Origin of the sequence: Alteromonas sp. McT4-15 (assembly GCF_020515205.1) — a bacterium.
GTDB lineage: Bacteria > Pseudomonadota > Gammaproteobacteria > Enterobacterales > Alteromonadaceae > Alteromonas.
Map to the genome: position 1 here is coordinate 39,815 of NZ_JAJALG010000017.1, position 16,630 is coordinate 56,444.

Here is a 16,630-nt window from a genome sequence, read left to right on the forward strand (position 1 = left end):
AATTTAAAAACCATAAATGGAGAATTAAACATGGCATTGATTAATACTGCTATCAAACCTTTTAAAGCAACTGCGTTTAAAGATGGTGAGTTTGTAGACGTAAGCAGCGAAGACATTAAAGGTAAATGGGCAGTTTTCGTATTCTATCCAGCTGATTTCACGTTTGTTTGCCCAACTGAGCTTGGCGATATCGCTGATAAGTACGAAGAACTTCAATCGCGCGGCGTAGAGGTATTTTCAGTATCTACAGACACGCACTTTACACATAAAGCATGGCACGATTCTTCAGACACAATCAACAAGATTAAGTTTGCAATGATCGGCGACCCAACAGGCGAAATTACACGCAACTTCGATTGCATGCGTGAGAACATGGGTCTTGCTGACCGTGCAACGTTTGTTGTTGACCCTGAAGGTATCATCCAAGCGATGGAAATTACCTCTGAAGGTATTGGTCGTGACGCAGATGACTTAGTGCGTAAAGTAAAAGCTGCACAATATGTCGCGAACAACCCAGGCGAAGTATGCCCAGCTAAATGGAAAGAAGGCGAAGCAACGCTAGCGCCTTCACTTGACCTTGTAGGTAAAATCTAAGCGATAGGCTCAGTACGCCTTACGCATGGTTTATCAATTGGGCGTGAGGCATATTCCATACTAGGAGCGGGGATCCGCTCCTTCATTAAATAATTCCAATTTCCGCTTTGTTGTTGACCTTCAATAGGTTGGCGGGGATCGGCGTGTCGAAAATAAGGCAGAACAACCGTGTTAACTAAAGAAATTTTACAGGCATTGAAAGGTTATACCGAAACAATGCAGAAAAACGTGACCTTTGTCGTACAGACCGGTGAACATAGCAAGCGTCCAGAGCTTGTACAGTTTCTGTCCGACATCGCAGGTGTAAGCGACAAACTCAACGTTGAAGAGCGTGAAACAAACGGCGAACTACGTAGTGCAATCAGCTTTTTACTCGAAGCTGACGGCGAAGACACGGGTATCCGTTTTTCAGGTATTCCTGGCGGTCACGAATTCAACTCACTCATTTTAGCAATGCTTCATAGTGCTGGTACCGAACTTAAACTTGATGACAGTGTAAAAGCCATGGTGAAAGCCGTTAATGAACCGCTGAATTTCGAAGTGTTTATTAGCTTGAGCTGCCATAACTGTCCTGAGGTTGTTCAGGCGTTGAACCAGTTTGCATTGCTTAATCCGAATATCAAAACGGAGATGATCGATGGCGGTCTGTATCAGAATTTGATTACAGAACGAGACATCCAAGGTGTACCAAGTGTATACCTTAACGGTGAACTGTTCGCTAACGGTAAAGTTGATGCTTCGGTGCTAATCAACAAACTACTAGAGCGTGACCCGACCCTTAAGTCTGCCAATAAAGGTGATGCTTTACCCCTACAAGATGTAACTGTCATCGGTGGTGGCCCAGCAGGTGTTGCGTCGGCTATTTACAGCGCGAGAAAGGGGTTGAAAGTCGCGATTGTAGCAGAGACATTTGGTGGTCAGGTGAAAGATACTATGGGTATTGAAAACCTAATTTCTGTGCCGAAAACCACTGGTCCAGAACTTGTTGGCAATCTGATGGAGCACGTTCGCGATTACGATATTACATTAAAAGAGCACGTACGTGTCGATAGCATCGAAAAAGGTATTGTTAAGACTATTACGCTGTCATCCGGTGAACAAATTAAGACCCGTTCTATTATTGTGGCCACTGGTGCACGTTGGAGAGAACTTGGTGTTCCTGGTGAACGTGAGAACATCGGTAACGGTGTAGCGTACTGCCCACACTGTGATGGTCCTTTCTTTAAAGGAAAAGATGTTGCGGTTATCGGTGGTGGTAACTCAGGTATCGAAGCCGCGCTTGATTTGGCGGGGATCGTTAAGTCAGTTACAGTATTCGAGTTTATGCCTGAGCTCAAGGCTGACCAAGTGCTGATTGACCAAGCTGAAAAGCGCGACAACATCACCATTATCAAAAATGCGGCAACCCGTCAGATAACGGCTGAGAATGGCAAAGTAAATGCGATTGAATATCAAGACCGCGCTACTAACGAGATTCACACTCGCGAGTTGGCAGGGGTGTTTGTTCAAATCGGTTTAGTACCTAATAGCCAATTTATGAAAGATACTGTAGAAATGACACCTTATGGCGAAATTGTCATCGACAGCAAGTGTCATACATCAGAACCAGGCATCTTCGCCGCGGGAGACGTAACCACAGTGCCATACAAGCAGATTGTGATTTCAATGGGCGAGGGGGCTAAGGCATCACTGGCAGCTTTCGAATATCTGCTAAGTCACGATGTTGACGAAACTGAGAGTGAATCAGAAGCTGCGTAATAACAGCGGTATCAAGAAAAAAAGAAAAGCCGAGTGTTTAACCGCACTCGGTTTTTTTATGTTTCTTTATTGCTAATCTTTAATTTTAGTGTCAGTAAAATTTACACACTGTTGAGAGTTTTATAAAAACTATAATTAAATCAATTTGTTAATTTTTGGCTAGATTTGTGCTTACGAATCACTCGAGAAATGAAAGGACTTAAGTCTCCGCTTAATTCATAAAGGGATATATAAATGAAACTAGCAAAGTTATTCATCACAGCATTCGCGTTGATAGCATCGGCTACAGCAAACGCGTCCATCATTACATTTCAAGGTTCAAGCGTTCAAAACAACGGCGTCACTATGACGTTGGCAGAAGCTCGCGCAGCATGGGAAGCAGCCTTGTATTCTTTCACGGTAGACACTATTGACGGCGCCACAGGCACGGGCGCTACCGGAATTACCACTGCTGCGGGAAATACTTACTCAAATGTAGGTAATGGTAGTTCAATTAGTATAAGTTCTAACTCTGTTCTCGGTAGTGCTCCAGCAATTGGTGGTGACAGAAACTCTGCGTCACTAATTAGCTTCGACGTTGATTTTGCATCACCTGTAAATGCGGTTGGTTTTGATGTTTACGATAATGATGGTGGCGGTATGCAGCTAATATTGACCAATGCGGATACTGGCGTTGAAACAACGTTTGATTTCAATTCATCATCTGGTACGGGCCATTCAGAGTTTTTTGGTATCGTTTTTGACCCAACCGTGTTCGTTTCATCGTTGCGCGTTGGTGGCACTGATCCAGGTGGCATCACTACATGGGATAACTTTTCTTTTGGTATAGGTCAGCAAGCGGTTGATATATGCGTACAAGACCCTTCTCTTCCTCAGTGTAGTGCGATTCAAGCATCAGAACCGGCGTCACTTGGCGTGCTGAGTCTGCTTTTCGCTGGCTTGATTGCGGGTCGTAGAGTAAAAAAGTAAACCAACACAATCACTACACTGATAAATGAAAAAAAGTGGCAACTAGCCTTTCAGCTCTCAAACAAAACCCACTCCTTGTAGTGGGTTTTTATTTGCTAGCTCTAGTTTGTAAAATACAAATGATAAGGGTTATCATTTTTATTGTGTTTTGTTAGGATACTGGTCTATTGATCAATGACAGACCATTAATTAGCCTTTATGAACACACAAGCATTAACGTTGAGTGCACTAACAATCGCCATCTCCGCTATTTCATCTGTTAAGGTGAACGCACAAGAAGGTACAATCGAAGTAGAAGAAACTCCTATCGAAAAAGTAGACATTGCCGGAAGACACTCGCCTTTTGATGTTAGGCGAACAGTCAATGCATCTTTGACTTTCTCTTTTTAGGAGCCCTCATGCTTATTGTTTTAGCTAGTGTTCTTATTTTATTAGCCATTGCTTTGCTCTATAAAAGCTGGCGTGCTCAATCGACTACTCATTTTGTAGTAGCACTACTTATATGGATTGCGTCAAGCGTAATGTGGTCTTATGCGCTAGGGTGGGAGTTTGGTGTATTTTACACCTTATGTTTACCTGGCATATTGGTATGGCCTTTCATTGCCAGAAATCAGGTTATATTGCCGGCACCGAGAAATATTCCTCTACCTAGGCCGATTAATTTAAACCTTCGAAGTACCGCAACTCATATTGGCCACACAGTAGTGGTACTTGTTTTGTTGATGCTTGCGAGTGTCCTTGTAACCCTTGCCTTGTGTGCCATTTTTCCGTTTTCTATTGCAGGAAAGTTAGGCCTAGGTGTTGTTCTTCTTCCCTTGTTATGGGGAGCGGCAATTTATCATTATCTGGCTACAGCGAATAAAGGCGTAGCGTTAGGCATTTATGCTCTCGCATCATGCCTTAGTGTGCCTGTTCTTTTTCTTTTACCCATGTAGGGCAAGGTGTAATAAAAATAATGGATAAGATGACTAAGCAAAGCGCACTTCAAGCACACAGCTGGGCAGGCATATTTTTAAGTGTTCTACTATTTCTCGTGTGTTTATCAGGCACCATTGCGGTATTTCACTTGGAATTCGAACGATGGGAGCAACCCCATATTCAAGAGATGGAAAATGTAACTCCAAGCGCCATAGAAAAAGCGATGGACAGTTTCTTGGAAAACAATACGCAAGAGACTCATCACTTGTATGTCGTTTTTCCTACGTCGGATATTCCTCGATTAGTGGTTGAAAACGATCATGTAGCGTTTTTTGCAGATACAGACGGAAACTTACTTGAGAAAGAAGATGTGGGATTTACCCAAATGTTGGTCGACCTTCACCTGTATCTTAATTTGCCGCATAGCTGGGGAATGATACTGGTGAGTGCGCTCGGCGCGGTGATTTGTGCGTTGATATTCTCAGGTATTGTGGCACACAAGCGGATAACGAAAGACGCCTTTAAATTGCGCCGCAAAGGTAACGGGCAACAGGCACAAATCGATTTACACAACCGCTTTGGGTTGTGGGCGGCACCCTTTCATTTGCTGATTGGCGTAACAGGTGCGTACTTTGGTATGGCAGGACTCATTCTTGTCACAGTCGCGACTATTAGTTATGAAGGAGACCGCGAAGCAGTTATCGATCAGATATTTACGCCTGATCCAGTGTTATCACCTCAAGAAGGGAAGCCAGCCATTGGCAAAGCGTTTGCGCAAATGACGACGTTAGCACCTGAAAAGTCTCCTATATTTCTTACTGTGCACGAAGTCGGAGAGCCTGAACAGTTTATTGAAATATATGCAAAAGCGCCAAATAGAATGATTTATGCCGAAGGCTACCGGTTTGATACCGCAGGAAATTATATTGGCGTTGCGGGTTACGAGCATGGAGAGTGGGGTAAGCAACTAGCTTGGTCTATGTATCGACTTCATTTCGGTGACTTTGCAGGTCTTATCAGCAAATGGCTGTACTTTGTGCTTGGTGTAATGCTCACTATGCTTTGTGTCTCGGGAGTGGAAATATGGCTAGCTAAAAAAGCACATCCACTTTTAGCGTCGCGTTTGTGGTATGCCACCGTATGGGGAAGTGTGAGTGCATTGGCCTTTACTGCCATAGCCGATATGCTGTCTGCATCGTCTTTAATTGGCATATTCTGGGGGATAATGGTACTTAATGTTGTTCTGACAATCCTAATCAAAGGCTTATCGAAAGCCATATGGCTGCTATTGTCAGGCATTAGCGTTTTACTTTTGCTCATTACTTACGCCGTAGTGCATGCAGAAGCATTCTTCACCGTATCTTCGCTCCAGCTAAATGGTCCCATGGCCGTATTTGTATTGTGGAGTTTTTGGCGAGTCAATCGCTTGTTTAAAAATGAAGACACGGTGCGGCAACACAGCGACGCTATGCAGCGTAGCGCGTCTCAACCAGTGACACAGGCTTAGTTACGCTTCTTTTGCTTCCAAGTACCACCATAAACATAGTTTCGGTGGTGCTTGGCATTGGATTGGCAAGACTTACACACAATGAGCCAGCCATCTCCTACATTTATTCGATATTGAACGGATGCCAACACGCCACAACTGTCACATGCTCTTGCTTCTTTAAGCCTTTCTTTCTTTCCCATACGCCTCGTTTGTATTTCTATCCAACGCCAAAACCTTATTACTGTTATACGGTAAAAAGACTAAGCACCGCCACACGGCAAACAGAAGCTAAACAAAACGTAATGCAACGAAATCGATATATGACAGGTCATAGTTAAGATTTCAACCAGCAGTAAAGCGTTACGCTTTGCTCTAGCATAAACACATTTAGAAACATTTTAGCTAAAAGCTAAGTAGAAGCGTCAAATTCCCTGTGGCACTATCTGGCAAGATTTATGGTATTGACGAGTGTGTGTGTCATTCAGTAACAAAACATTAAGGACGTTTTCAAATGATAAAAGTGTGCAAGCTTTCTTCAGTCGCACTGGCGGTAACGGTTTCTCTTCTCGCGGGATGCGGAGGAGGCGGTGGCAGTAGTTCTACAACGCCTACCACTCCGACAACGCCAACCACTCCTACAACGCCAACCACACCCGAAACCGGTGAGTGGGAAGCAGGTGTTTACGAAAGCCAGTCAAACTTCATTGCAAAATGCGCGTCACCAAGAACTGGCATCGACCCGTTTACTGGCGAACCATATCCTGATACTCAAGGCACAGCCATGGATGAAAAACTTTGGCTACGCTCGTGGACCAATGACACATATCTTTGGTATGACGAAGTTCCAGACAACAACCCTGAAAACTTCTCTGTACTTGGCTATTTTGACCAGTTAAAAACCACTGAGTTAACGCCAAGCAATACGCCAAAAGACAATTTCCATTTTTCTCAGGCTACTGACGAATATAATCAGCTGTCACAATCGGGCGTTTCTTCAGGTTATGGTTTTGACTGGGAATTTGTAAACAATACGCCACCGCGTGAGCTTGTAGTGAGATATACCGAAGATAATTCACCAGCAGCACAAGCTGGTGTGCCCCGCGGTGCCAAGTTAACGCGTGTTAATGGCGTTGATTTTGTGAACGATAATACCCAGTCTGGCGTGAACCTTATAAATGCTGGGTTGTTTCCTGAAAATGCTGGCACAACCGTAAGTTTCGAGTTTGAATTGCAAGACGGTTCGACCTTGTCTACTGAGATTACATCAGGTGATATAGTGGTTTCTCCAGTACAAAACGTAAAAGTGCTGGATACCGCTTCAGGCAAAATGGGCTATTTTCAATTCAATACCTTTATTCGGACTGCACAAGAAGGGTTGATAGGGGCTTTCAATCAATTTGTTGATGAGAACGTAACAGAACTTGTCATTGACTTACGTTATAACGGTGGTGGTTTATTGGCTTTGGCATCTCAGATGTCGTATATGGTTGCAGGCCCTAGTCAAACCAATAACGCCACGTTTGAAACTTTAAGATTTAATGATAAGAATCCGACAAGAAATCCTGTGACGGGAAGCATTATTAGACCCACGCCTTTTTACTCAAACGAAATAGATTACGTGGAAGGTGTGTTAACTGATGCCGTACTACCTAGTTTATCGTTAACTCGTGTTTATGTTATTACCACTGGCGCCACATGCTCTGCCAGTGAGGCGGTTATGAATGCGCTAAGTGGAATAGATGTTGAAGTGGTTCAAATTGGTTCAACGACATGTGGTAAGCCCTACGGTTTCTATCCAACTGATAACTGTGGTGAAACCTACTTTACCATTCAGTTTCAGGGCGTGAATAATAAGGGCTTTGGCGACTATGCCGACGGCTTTATGCCCACAACTACGCCTAACTTTGGTTTTGAACTACCTGGATGTGAAGTGCAAGACGACTTCACTAAAGGTTTAGGCGATCCTGAAGAAGGGATGTTATCTGCGGCGTTACAATACTCAGAAACAGGTACATGTCCAGTAGTGGCAACGTCGGTCCAGCCAATTGAAGAGCGTGCTTCAAGTCATGCTCAGGCAGAAAGTTTATTGTCAATTCAAACGCCGGATGAAAGAAAAGAAGCCTTGTTTTTACACAATAAAATTAACGAGCCAATTATTTCGGAGCCCAAGTAATGAGATACGCAGCATACGTTGGAGCATCGCTACTTACGTTATCGTTAATGGGAGGATGTATGCTGACGCAATCTGATGAGGCAACTCCTGCAACGCTTACCTCGGTTTCGCTATCGCAAAAGGTAAGTATCGCAGAGGCTATTAGCGCTTGGTATGGCGGTATTGATATCACGCTTGCTGATAATGTCTTCACAGATTCCTCTGAACTTTCTATCGAACGAAAAGTGCATAAAGATGATAGGGGACTGCCAATAGAAGGGCGTCACGATAATCCAGTGTTTACTTTTAGTTTGCTAAAACAGGGTGAAAAATGTGTTTTGCGCAATAACCAAACGGGTGAAACGCAAGTTATAGAAGGGCTTTCTTGTAAAAACAGTGATGTTTGAGAGCGCCTTTTGATAAGCTGATAACAACACCAAGCCCCATAAAAAAGCGCCTTAACGGCGCTTTTTTATCAAACGTTGGCCTAGCCAAAGTAACATAGAGGCTTTTCTAATGTTTGTTACTCGGCTGTTTTGATCTTGAAGTGTTGCTTCTAGATGCAGAAGTCCCTGACCGGCCATTCTTATTGGCTTGCCCCGCACTATTGCGATTTTGTTTTGACCCGTTCTTGCCTTTATTCGTATTTTTGCGTTGAAACGACGGCGGAAGGCCAGTGTGTTTAGTTAGCGCACGTTCACCACGTCGACCTCGAGATGCTTTTTGGCGCTTCTCATCGGCTGTCTCTGGTGGCACAAGGTGTTGCGGGCCGCGGCCAATTAAGTCTTCACGTCCCATTTTTATCAAAGCCTCACGTATTTGTGCGAAGTTCTTCGGGTCGTGATAACGCAGCATCGCCTTGTGTAGTCTTCGGTGAATTTCCCCTTTAGCAGAGGGCACTTCTTCGCTGTCTTTGGTGACCTTACGCAACGAATTCACTTCGGTATGGTACATAGTGGTCGCTGTAGCCATAGGTGACGGATAGAAGTTCTGTACCTGATCTAGCTTGAATTTATTTTCTTTTAGCCAAATGGCCAGACTCAGCATATCTTCATCGGTTGTTCCCGGATGAGAAGCAATGAAGTAAGGAATAAGATACTGCTTTTTACCTGCTTCTTGTGAGTATTTATCAAACAACTCTTTAAAGCGATAGTAGCTGCCCATTCCTGGCTTCATCATCTTAGAAAGCGGCCCTTCTTCGGTATGTTCTGGTGCAATCTTCAAATAGCCGCCTACGTGATGAAGCGCAAGCTCTTTCACATATTCAGGGTCTTCCACGGCAAGGTCATAGCGTACACCCGATGCAATAAGTATTTTTTTAATACCTGGCAGGTTACGCGCTCGGCGATACAAGTCGATGGTAGGCTTGTGATCAGTATCCATATGCGCACAGATACTGGGGTAAACACAAGACGGGCGCCTGCAGGTTGCTTCGGCCTTCGGGCTCTTACAGCGCAATCGATACATGTTTGCCGTTGGGCCACCTAAATCAGAGATAACACCAGTAAAACCAGGCACAGTGTCGCGAATTTGCTCAATCTCTCGAATAATAGAATCTTCAGAGCGGCTTTGAATAATACGACCTTCGTGCTCGGTAATAGAGCAGAATGTGCACCCGCCATAACAGCCACGCATAATATTGATACTAAAACGTATCATATCGTACGCAGGAATTTTTGCATCGCCATAAACAGGGTGAGGTACGCGTTGATACGGTAAGTCAAACACCGCGTCCATTTCATCTGTTTCTAGTGGCATGGCCGGCGGGTTGATCCAAATATGTCTATCGCCGTGGCGCTGCATCAGGGCTCTTGCACAGCCAGGGTTGGTTTCTTGGTGTAAGATACGCGACGTATGGGCGTAAAGTACTTTGTTATCTTTTACTGTCTCAAAGGCTGGTAGTTTTACGTAGACGTTTTCCCACGGCTTGCGTTTTTCTTTTTCCTTTTGAGCAGGTTGAATGACAATAGGCGTGGCTTCTGGCGCTTCACTGCTTTTAGCGTCTTTGTCTTGAGAGTCGCATTCAGGTTCCATTTGATACGGACTAGGGATCGGATCTATTTTTCCGGGCCTATCTAATGATGTCGAATCAACCCCTTGCCACTCTGGCAGTGCTTCTTTAACGATAATGGCCGTTCCGCGAATGTCTCGTAAATCGGCAATATTCTCGCCTGCTGCTAATCGGTGTGTAACTTCAACAAGCGGGCGTTCGGCATTACCGAAAAATAGCATATCGGCCTTTGAATCAAATAACACTGAGCGGCGTACTTTCTCGCTCCAATAGTCATAGTGAGCAATACGTCTTAGGCTTGCTTCGATACCGCCAACGATCACAGGTACGCCCTTAAATGCTTCCCGACAGCGTTGTGAGTAAACAGTTACCGCGCGGTCTGGTCGTTTACCGCCAACATTCCCCGGAGTGTAGGCGTCATCATGGCGCAACTTTTTATCTGATGTATAGCGGTTGATCATTGAGTCCATATTGCCCGCAGTGACACCGAAATACAGGTTGGGTTTACCCAACTTCATAAAGTCATCTTTACTGGTCCAGTCGGGCTGAGAGATGATGCCTACGCGAAAACCATGTGCCTCAAGTACCCGACCAATAACAGCCATTCCAAAGCTTGGATGGTCAACATACGCATCGCCGGTAACCAAAATTACGTCACAACTGTCCCAACCTAGAGCGTCCATCTCTTCCTTCGACATTGGTAAGAAAGGCGCTGTCCCGAGGCAGTGCGGCCAATATTTTGGGTAAGAAAACAGACCGCGGTCGGCTTTTATGGTGGCTTGCATAGTATTCACATCTAGATAAAACAGAAAATGGCTGAAATGCGCGTGAGCAGAATTCAGATTTGAGGGGTAATTATAACAGTCTTATTGGATAGACGGTATAGCACTGTCATTAAATTACAGCGCTTTGTTTGGCAGAATGCTTTCACATTTACGCTAGATTTTGTTTACCATAAACTCGTTTAGGAAGTGAATGAGGCGTGTGACTTGGTTATTCCAAATAAACACCGAGTAAAGTAGCATGTATCGTGTAGACCTACCATGTTGTTGAAACGTATCACAAAAGGTCGACACGCAAGAAAAATTATAATGTCTTGAATGCATTCTAAGACTGACAGAACGATTTTCGCTTAACACACTTTTTATCACTGGGGCTATTATGGCTTATTGGTTATTCAAAACAGAACCTGACGCGTTTTCCATTGACGATTTGGCCAATAGAGAAAACCAGACCGAACCTTGGGACGGTGTGCGAAACTATCAAGCCAGAAACTTTTTACGCGATGATGTGGCGCTTGGTGATCGAGTGTTTATTTACCACTCTAGCTGTAAACACGTTGGTATTGCGGGTGTCGCTGAAGTTGTTAAAGCAGGTTATCCAGACGCCACGCAATTTGACCCTGAGTCTAATTATTACGATCCCAAATCACCGCCAGAATCACCGCGCTGGTTTCGCGTAGATGTGAAATTTGTCGAAAAATTTCACAAGGTATTGCCTTTGGCAGAAATAAAGGCGATGCCCGCTATTGTTGAATTGCCGTTAGTTAAAAAAGGTGGCCGTTTAAGTGTCATGCCAGTGAGCGAGAGCGAATGGCAGCAGCTCTATGCCGCTGCCAAATAGCGTAATCGCATTATTTTATTTTGAAAGTGTAAAGCGGGTATCAGCATCGCGAAGTAGATAAAGGGCAAAGCACGCACCCCACATCGGCCATGCAGCGAAAAATAACAAGTTATTGAATGCATCAATGTATTGTGGGAATGACGATAACGTTGACCCACCGTGAAGCAGAAATATAAGGCCGTAAGTGTAACGTTTAGCAACGCCTGCTAAAAATGCCAATACAAGGGCTAGCTGAAGTGCCCCCATAATGTAAACGGCCGTTTCAGCTAAACCGCCAATGCCGTAAAAGTGTTCAAAAATTTTCATGCTATGAGCAGGGTTAACGAACTTGTCGAGTGTCCAGACAAACATGACAATGAAAATGGTGATGCGCAGTGACAGTAGCGCCCAGCCTAAACGATTAGAAATATCTGATTGAGTGTTTTGCACAATAGCTCCGAGTTTTAATTATGTGACACAATAGAACGAGTGTTCAAAAAAATAATTTCAAAAAGTTTTTGTTATTGAAAATAAATATGTGCTGAAATTTTTCAGAGTACGTATCGGTCTTGTCGAACAAGAAATAAAAAATTGGATTGGTAAATGAGAAAAGTAATTGGCGTAGCCGCTAGTGCATTAGCGCTTGCCGTAAGTCAGGGGATTGCGGCGCAACAAGTATCAGATATTGAAGTGGTTGAAGTAAAAGGTGATAAGCAATCACTTGATACACTCTACCCAGGCGACAATACCTTAAACGGGCTATTTGGCGATGGTTTAACCGCAGCAGAAACACCGCGTTCAGTGACTTCATTATCAGCAGAGGCTATAGAAGCGCTCAACATCAATGACTTGCACGATATTGTGAAAGCTGCGCCAAATGCCTATGCCTCTAGCGGTTTTGGTACGCCGAGCTTGCCTAGTATCCGCGGACAGTTAGGAGAGCTATTTCAAGACGGAGTGCGTCGACAAGCGGGTAATAATGGTTTTGGTTTACCACTATCGTTTAATAGTGTTGAACAAATTGACGTTGTAAAAGGTCCTTCACCGGTGTTGTTTGGTAGCACGCAGCGCAACGGCGGCTTTGTTAATTTACAGACCAAGGTAGCGCCCACTGCAGAAAGTCAGGGCAAAGTAACGCTGCGCGCTGGACGTTGGGACCAATACTCTGCACAGGTTGACTATGGCACTGCCATAGAGGAAGGTAAAAGTGGGGTTCGCGTAAGTGCTGAGTACCTAGACCATGGTAGTTTCTATGACTTTGCAAATCGAGAAAGTACCAATTTATTTGTAGCCTATCGCTATACGCCAAGTGACGTGCTGACGTGGGACGTTAGCGCAGAATATTATGACACTGATTACCCAGACAATGCTGGTATTAACCGTCCTACACAAGATTTAATCGATAACGGTATTTATATTACTGGGCAGGGCGTACAAGCCAACGGTAGCACTGTCCCTGGTGCTGGCGCTATTATTTCACCTACCGGCGAAGTGGTTATCCGTAGAAATCGCGTATTTACTAATCCAAACGATATCAATGGTGCTGAAACGACCATTTTGCGCAGTAACGTTGAGTATCAATATTCTGAGCAAATGGCAGTGCGCAATGTGTCATATTATCAGTATCTAGAGCGCGAAGAAATTGCACAAAATAGCTTTGTAGAGATTATTGATGGTGCTGACACTTTTGAAAACCGTACTGAAGTGGATGTTAAGTGGGATAATTCGCAACTCACTACATTTGGTTTGGCTATTCGCTACAACGATGTGCTTGGCTACAGTCAATTTACAACTGAAGCTGACAACCCGATTGATTTAACAGGGCCGCTTTCTAATCGTGTTATTGAGCTCACCGATACGCAAAAAGCGCGTTTAGTAGAATTGCGTCCGGGCGTGTTTGTATCACCTGGTGCGCAATACGACCTTGATGGGGATGGGGCTGGCGATTTTAATCTTTCAGATACAACCGATTCCACAGCATGGCAAACAGGTTTAGCGTTGCAGCAACGCTCAACGTGGACCGACAGGTTCTCGACCATTGCTGGTGTTCGCATGGATTACTACGATGTTGAAGCACGTGATCCTCTAGCGCCAGAAGGGGTAGAGGCGGCGTCAGACAGCTATAGTGATACCCTCACTAGTTACCAAATAAGCGCATTATATAAGCTCAACAATGCTGTAAATGTTTATGCTGCTTTCTCAGAGAATGACGCTACGTCTAATAGTATGGCGGGCGGAACTGTGCTTGGCGGCAACAACGAAATAAATCCGTTAAACTTTGCTACTGAAAATACCCTGTACGAGGTTGGCATTAAATACGCCCCGAGTAACACTTGGTATGCCGAGGCGTCTGTTTTTGACCAAACACGTAGCTTGCGAAATCGTGACGGCAGTAATAGCGGCGTTAAAACCCAAGGGGTAGAACTACAACTGTTCTATCAAGCAGATGATTATTGGGTTAATGCTGCATATAGCTATCTTGATGCACGTTTTGATGATTCAGCGGCATTTCAAGGTACGTCACAAGTTGCCGATGCATTTGACAACAGTCGCCCTGATATAATTGAAGGCAATGCTGTCGGATCGCCGTCATTTACGGCATTCGCACCTTCTAATTCACGTGTACAGGGAATTCCTCCGCAAATTATTTCTATCAATGCTGGGTGGCAGGTAAGTGATGACGTGCGTGTAGGAGCAAGTGCTTTGTATACCAAGTCATTCCCGCTTGATTTCTTACAAACTGTTAAAATACGCGACCAATATACAATAGACTTAAATGCAGACTATTTTGTGAACGACGATTTGCGCCTGCGTTTAGACATTATTAATGTCACTGACGAAGAGAACTGGCAACCATTGTTCGAAGGCGGCTATTTTGGCGCAACCTTGGTAATGCCGAATGTGCCAAGACATGCACAAGTTACCATGCAGTATGCGTTTTAAGGGGTAAGAATCACAATGTTTAAAAAAATAGCGCTTTTGGCAGTGATTGCTGCTGCTATCACAGGCTTCTTCTATTTCGACTTAAATAGTTATTTAACCTTGGAAGGTATGAAGGGATCGCTGACTACTTTTCAGCGTGAAATAGAAGCGAACCCTGTAGTCAGCATTGGCGTATTTTTCGCAGTTTACGTGGCTGTGACGGCGCTGTCTTTACCAGGAGCTGCTATTTTGACTCTTGCGGCTGGCGCACTGTTTGGCCTAGCGCAAGGGCTTGTCATTGTCTCATTTGCCTCAAGCATTGGTGCTACGCTTGCTTTTCTTGTGTCGCGTTTCATATTGCGAGATACGGTGCGCAATAAGTTTAAGGATAAACTTAACAAGATTGATGAAGGCGTTGAAAAGCAGGGCGCTTTTTACTTATTTACGCTGCGCTTAGTGCCAGTATTCCCTTTCTTTCTTATCAACTTATTAATGGGTCTTACCTCACTTAAGACATGGACATTCTATTGGGTTAGCCAAGTGGGTATGCTTGCTGGGACCGTAGTGTATGTGAATGCCGGAACGCAGTTGGCGCAAATTGATAGCTTAGCCGGCATTGTATCTCCGGGTCTTATCTTTTCTTTCGTGTTGCTCGGTATTTTTCCCTGGATTGCGAAAGCTATTGTTGCGGTTGTAAATCGTCGTCGCGTTTATAAAGGCTACACGAAACCAAAGAGCTTCGATCGCAACTTGGTTGTAATTGGTGCAGGCGCGGGTGGCTTGGTAACAAGTTATATTGCAGCGGCAGTAAAAGCAAAAGTAACCCTTGTTGAAGCAGGCGAAATGGGCGGCGATTGCCTTAATTATGGCTGTGTGCCAAGTAAAGCTATTATTAAATCTGCAAAAGTTGCTACTCAAATGCGAAATGCAGACAGCTATGGTTTAGATGCGGTCACACCCACAATGTCTTTTAAAAATGTTATGTCTAGGGTCCACGACGTTATTGCGGCTATTGCGCCAAATGACAGTGTTGAGCGTTACACTAATCTGGGCGTCGATGTAGTCAAAGGCTACGCCAAAATTATCGACCCTTGGACGGTAGAAATTAAGAAAAATGATGGTGGTATTCAAACCCTAAGAACAAAGAATATTGTTGTAGCTACGGGGGCCGCGCCTTTTGTTCCTGATTTGCCGGGGATTAAAGACAGTGGGTATGTAACTTCTGACACTCTTTGGACAAAATTTGCTGACAAAGAAGATGCGCCCAAAAAGCTTATTGTGCTTGGCGGTGGGCCGATCGGTTGTGAATTAGCACAAGCATTTTCTCGTTTAGGAAGTGACGTTACACAAGTTGAGCTGGCGCCACGGTTGATGGGGCGAGAAGATGCTGACGTTGCCGAATATGCAGAGTCAGTGCTGCGAGAGAGCGGTGTAAATGTGCTTACATCACACAAAGCACTTCGATTTGAACACAAGGACGGTGTGAAGGTACTTATCGCTGAAAAAGAAGGGCACGAACTGGCTATCGAATATGATGAAGTCATTGTGGCAGTTGGTCGCAAAGCAAGGCTCACGGGCTTTGGTCTTGAAGATTTAGGTATTCAGTTTGACCGTACCATCGAAACTGACGAGTACTTACAAACATTAATGCCAAACATTTTTGCAGCTGGTGACGTGGTAGGCCCTTATCAATTCACTCATGTTGCAGCGCACCAAGCATGGTATGCGGCGGTAAATGCTCTGTTTGGCACCTTTAAGAAGTTTAAAGTCGATTACCGCGTAATTCCATGGACAACATTTATTGACCCTGAGGTGGCGCGCGTGGGTCTTAATGAACGTGAGGCTAAAGAACAAGGTATAGAGGTTGAAGTAACGCGCTATGAGTTTGCCGAATTAGATAGAGCGGTTGCCGAGAGCGCGCGCAAGGGCTTCATTAAAGTGCTCACGCCACCAGGTAAAGATAAAATTCTAGGTGTAACGATTGTCTCTGAACACGCTGGGGATTTACTTGCTGAGTTTGTCATTGCTATGAAATACGATCTGGGTCTTAATAAAATTCTTGGTACCATTCACGCGTATCCTACATGGGCTGAGGGCGCGAAATATGCAGCTGGCAATTGGAAGCGCGCTAATGCGCCGGAAAAGCTACTAAATTACGTAGAAAAGTATCACACGTGGCGTCGCAGATAAGTTCTATGGTTCATGCCGCGGTTGG

Annotated in this window: 14 protein-coding genes; 11 read left to right on the top strand and 3 right to left on the bottom strand. The window is 44.5% G+C overall.

The features are described from left to right. The first annotated feature begins 36 nt into the window (after positions 1 to 36). From ahpC to LHL20_RS12900, 6 genes are all read left to right on the top strand, one after another. Positions 37 to 594: an alkyl hydroperoxide reductase subunit C gene (gene ahpC, locus LHL20_RS12875; RefSeq protein ID WP_431189800.1), complete on the top strand. Its 558-nt coding sequence runs from the start codon at positions 37 to 39 to the stop codon at positions 592 to 594. Between the two features lie 168 nt (positions 595 to 762). Then, positions 763 to 2,352 carry an alkyl hydroperoxide reductase subunit F gene (gene ahpF, locus LHL20_RS12880; protein WP_226433583.1) on the top strand — a complete coding sequence of 530 codons (1,590 nt, stop codon included), beginning with the start codon at positions 763 to 765 and terminating at the stop codon, positions 2,350 to 2,352. Positions 2,353 to 2,586: 234 nt separating this feature from the next. Further along, a complete protein-coding gene (locus tag LHL20_RS12885) occupies positions 2,587 to 3,321 on the top strand; it encodes a hypothetical protein (protein WP_202261690.1) in 735 nt (244 codons plus the stop codon). A 198-nt stretch (positions 3,322 to 3,519) separates the two neighbouring features. Beyond that, a complete protein-coding gene (locus LHL20_RS12890; RefSeq protein ID WP_226433584.1) occupies positions 3,520 to 3,711 on the top strand; it encodes a hypothetical protein in 192 nt (63 codons plus the stop codon). Positions 3,712 to 3,719: 8 nt separating this feature from the next. After that, a complete protein-coding gene (locus tag LHL20_RS12895) occupies positions 3,720 to 4,256 on the top strand; it encodes a hypothetical protein (protein ID WP_226433585.1) in 537 nt (178 codons plus the stop codon). Between the two features lie 20 nt (positions 4,257 to 4,276). Then, positions 4,277 to 5,746 (top strand): PepSY-associated TM helix domain-containing protein, encoded by a 1,470-nt coding sequence (locus LHL20_RS12900; RefSeq protein WP_226433586.1) that lies wholly within the window; start codon positions 4,277 to 4,279, stop codon positions 5,744 to 5,746. Here LHL20_RS12900 and LHL20_RS12905 read toward each other — a convergent pair. After that, entirely contained in the window at positions 5,743 to 5,928 is a 186-nt protein-coding gene (locus LHL20_RS12905; protein ID WP_226433587.1) for a hypothetical protein, read from the bottom strand. The two genes, LHL20_RS12900 and LHL20_RS12905, sit on opposite strands and share 4 nt — an antisense overlap. Before the next feature lie 311 nt (positions 5,929 to 6,239). Between LHL20_RS12905 and LHL20_RS12910 the strand changes: the two genes are divergently transcribed. Next, entirely contained in the window at positions 6,240 to 7,901 is a 1,662-nt protein-coding gene (locus tag LHL20_RS12910; protein WP_226433588.1) for a S41 family peptidase, read from the top strand. Beyond that, positions 7,901 to 8,287 (top strand): hypothetical protein, encoded by a 387-nt coding sequence (locus LHL20_RS12915; protein ID WP_226433589.1) that lies wholly within the window; start codon positions 7,901 to 7,903, stop codon positions 8,285 to 8,287. Before LHL20_RS12910 ends, LHL20_RS12915 begins: the two co-directional genes overlap by 1 nt. A gap of 106 nt (positions 8,288 to 8,393) precedes the next feature. On the opposite strand, the gene LHL20_RS12920 is transcribed toward LHL20_RS12915, so the two are convergent. Continuing rightward, positions 8,394 to 10,676, bottom strand: coding sequence for a YgiQ family radical SAM protein (locus tag LHL20_RS12920; protein WP_226433590.1), 2,283 nt, complete (start codon positions 10,674 to 10,676; stop codon positions 8,394 to 8,396). A gap of 376 nt (positions 10,677 to 11,052) precedes the next feature. On the opposite strand from LHL20_RS12920, the gene LHL20_RS12925 reads away from it, so the two are divergent. Continuing rightward, positions 11,053 to 11,514 carry an EVE domain-containing protein gene (locus tag LHL20_RS12925; RefSeq protein WP_226433591.1) on the top strand — a complete coding sequence of 154 codons (462 nt, stop codon included), beginning with the start codon at positions 11,053 to 11,055 and terminating at the stop codon, positions 11,512 to 11,514. Between the two features lie 15 nt (positions 11,515 to 11,529). Here LHL20_RS12925 and LHL20_RS12930 read toward each other — a convergent pair whose 3' ends face one another. Further along, positions 11,530 to 11,946 carry a hypothetical protein gene (locus tag LHL20_RS12930; protein ID WP_413228900.1) on the bottom strand — a complete coding sequence of 139 codons (417 nt, stop codon included), beginning with the start codon at positions 11,944 to 11,946 and terminating at the stop codon, positions 11,530 to 11,532. A 150-nt stretch (positions 11,947 to 12,096) separates the two neighbouring features. On the opposite strand from LHL20_RS12930, the gene LHL20_RS12935 reads away from it, so the two are divergent. Further along, complete coding sequence (locus LHL20_RS12935; protein WP_226433592.1) at positions 12,097 to 14,436, top strand: TonB-dependent receptor; 2,340 nt, start codon at positions 12,097 to 12,099, stop codon at positions 14,434 to 14,436. Between the two features lie 15 nt (positions 14,437 to 14,451). Continuing rightward, positions 14,452 to 16,605 (top strand): FAD-dependent oxidoreductase, encoded by a 2,154-nt coding sequence (locus LHL20_RS12940; protein ID WP_226433593.1) that lies wholly within the window; start codon positions 14,452 to 14,454, stop codon positions 16,603 to 16,605. The last annotated feature ends 25 nt before the right edge of the window (positions 16,606 to 16,630 follow it).

Bases quoted from the DNA above. Each gene is read 5' to 3' on its own strand.
- LHL20_RS12885 (WP_202261690.1), top strand. From the start codon at position 2,587: ATGAAACTAGCAAAGTTATTCATCACAGCATTCGCGTTGATAGCATCG.
- LHL20_RS12890 (WP_226433584.1), top strand. From the start codon at position 3,520: ATGAACACACAAGCATTAACGTTGAGTGCACTAACAATCGCCATCTCC.
- LHL20_RS12905 (WP_226433587.1), bottom strand. From the start codon at position 5,928: ATGGGAAAGAAAGAAAGGCTTAAAGAAGCAAGAGCATGTGACAGTTGT.
- LHL20_RS12910 (WP_226433588.1), top strand. From the start codon at position 6,240: ATGATAAAAGTGTGCAAGCTTTCTTCAGTCGCACTGGCGGTAACGGTT.
- LHL20_RS12925 (WP_226433591.1), top strand. From the start codon at position 11,053: ATGGCTTATTGGTTATTCAAAACAGAACCTGACGCGTTTTCCATTGAC.
- LHL20_RS12895 (WP_226433585.1), top strand. From the start codon at position 3,720: ATGCTTATTGTTTTAGCTAGTGTTCTTATTTTATTAGCCATTGCTTTG.
- LHL20_RS12940 (WP_226433593.1), top strand. From the start codon at position 14,452: ATGTTTAAAAAAATAGCGCTTTTGGCAGTGATTGCTGCTGCTATCACA.
- LHL20_RS12915 (WP_226433589.1), top strand. From the start codon at position 7,901: ATGAGATACGCAGCATACGTTGGAGCATCGCTACTTACGTTATCGTTA.
- LHL20_RS12920 (WP_226433590.1), bottom strand. From the start codon at position 10,676: ATGCAAGCCACCATAAAAGCCGACCGCGGTCTGTTTTCTTACCCAAAA.
- LHL20_RS12900 (WP_226433586.1), top strand. From the start codon at position 4,277: ATGGATAAGATGACTAAGCAAAGCGCACTTCAAGCACACAGCTGGGCA.
- LHL20_RS12935 (WP_226433592.1), top strand. From the start codon at position 12,097: ATGAGAAAAGTAATTGGCGTAGCCGCTAGTGCATTAGCGCTTGCCGTA.